The sequence below is a fragment of the Alcanivorax sp. DP30 genome, assembly GCF_009882945.1.
Taxonomy (GTDB): domain Bacteria; phylum Pseudomonadota; class Gammaproteobacteria; order Pseudomonadales; family Alcanivoracaceae; genus Alcanivorax.
Genome location: NZ_WTUY01000016.1, coordinates 1 through 1,695 on the forward strand (window position 1 = coordinate 1; position 1,695 = coordinate 1,695).

Annotated in this window: 1 rRNA gene; it reads left to right on the forward strand. The window is 53.5% G+C overall.

From position 1 onward, the window contains the following. The first annotated feature begins 106 nt into the window (after window positions 1-106). Window positions 107-1,648, forward strand: a 16S ribosomal RNA gene (locus GQF00_RS14845). Window positions 1,649-1,695 lie beyond the last annotated feature (47 nt).

Here is a 1,695-nt window from a genome sequence, read left to right on the forward strand (position 1 = left end):
GGGATCTTTAAGAGATTTCAGTTCTGAACGAGTCAACAAAGTTTTTGTTAATTCAGATGACGAACTGAGCATGTATTAAGTGCGTAGGCACTTTAAACGCTTTTCTTAACTGAAGAGTTTGATCATGGCTCAGATTGAACGCTGGCGGCAGGCCTAACACATGCAAGTCGAGCGGAAACGATCCTAGCTTGCTAGGAGGCGTCGAGCGGCGGACGGGTGAGTAACGCGTGAGAATCTGCCCATTTGTGGGGGATAACTTGGGGAAACCCAAGCTAATACCGCATAATCCCTACGGGGGAAAGCAGGGGACCTTCGGGCCTTGTGCAGATGGATGAGCTCGCGTCGGATTAGCTTGTTGGTGAGGTAAAGGCTCACCAAGGCGACGATCCGTAGCTGGTCTGAGAGGATGATCAGCCACACCGGGACTGAGACACGGCCCGGACTCCTACGGGAGGCAGCAGTGGGGAATCTTGGACAATGGGGGCAACCCTGATCCAGCCATGCCGCGTGTGTGAAGAAGGCCCTAGGGTTGTAAAGCACTTTCAGTAGGGAGGAAGGCTTGATCTTAATACGGTCAAGTACTTGACGTTACCTACAGAAGAAGCACCGGCTAATTTCGTGCCAGCAGCCGCGGTAATACGAAAGGTGCGAGCGTTAATCGGAATTACTGGGCGTAAAGCGCGCGTAGGCGGTTTGTTAAGTCAGATGTGAAAGCCCCGGGCTCAACCTGGGAATTGCATTTGAAACTGGCAAGCTAGAGTGCAGTAGAGGGAGGTGGAATTTCCGGTGTAGCGGTGAAATGCGTAGAGATCGGAAGGAACACCAGTGGCGAAGGCGGCCTCCTGGACTGACACTGACGCTGAGGTGCGAAAGCGTGGGGAGCAAACAGGATTAGATACCCTGGTAGTCCACGCCGTAAACGATGTCTACTAGTCGTTGGGAATCTTAGTATTCTTGGTGACGAAGTTAACGCGATAAGTAGACCGCCTGGGGAGTACGGCCGCAAGGTTAAAACTCAAATGAATTGACGGGGGCCCGCACAAGCGGTGGAGCATGTGGTTTAATTCGATGCAACGCGAAGAACCTTACCAGGCCTTGACATCCTGCGAACTTTCTAGAGATAGATTGGTGCCTTCGGGAGCGCAGTGACAGGTGCTGCATGGCCGTCGTCAGCTCGTGTCGTGAGATGTTGGGTTAAGTCCCGTAACGAGCGCAACCCTTGTCCTTAGTTGCCAGCACATCATGGTGGGAACTCTAGGGAGACTGCCGGTGACAAACCGGAGGAAGGTGGGGACGACGTCAGGTCATCATGGCCCTTACGGCCTGGGCTACACACGTGCTACAATGGGCGGTACAGAGGGCAGCGAAGTCGCGAGGCCAAGCAAATCCCTTAAAACCGTTCGTAGTCCGGATTGGAGTCTGCAACTCGACTCCATGAAGTCGGAATCGCTAGTAATCGTGGATCAGAATGCCACGGTGAATACGTTCCCGGGCCTTGTACACACCGCCCGTCACACCATGGGAGTGGATTGCACCAGAAGTAGTTAGTCTAACCTTCGGGAGGACGATTACCACGGTGTGGTTCATGACTGGGGTGAAGTCGTAACAAGGTAGCCGTAGGGGAACCTGCGGCTGGATCACCTCCTTAACGACAAAGATTTCCGTCCTGTTCAGGGCCCACACGTTTGCTTGTCT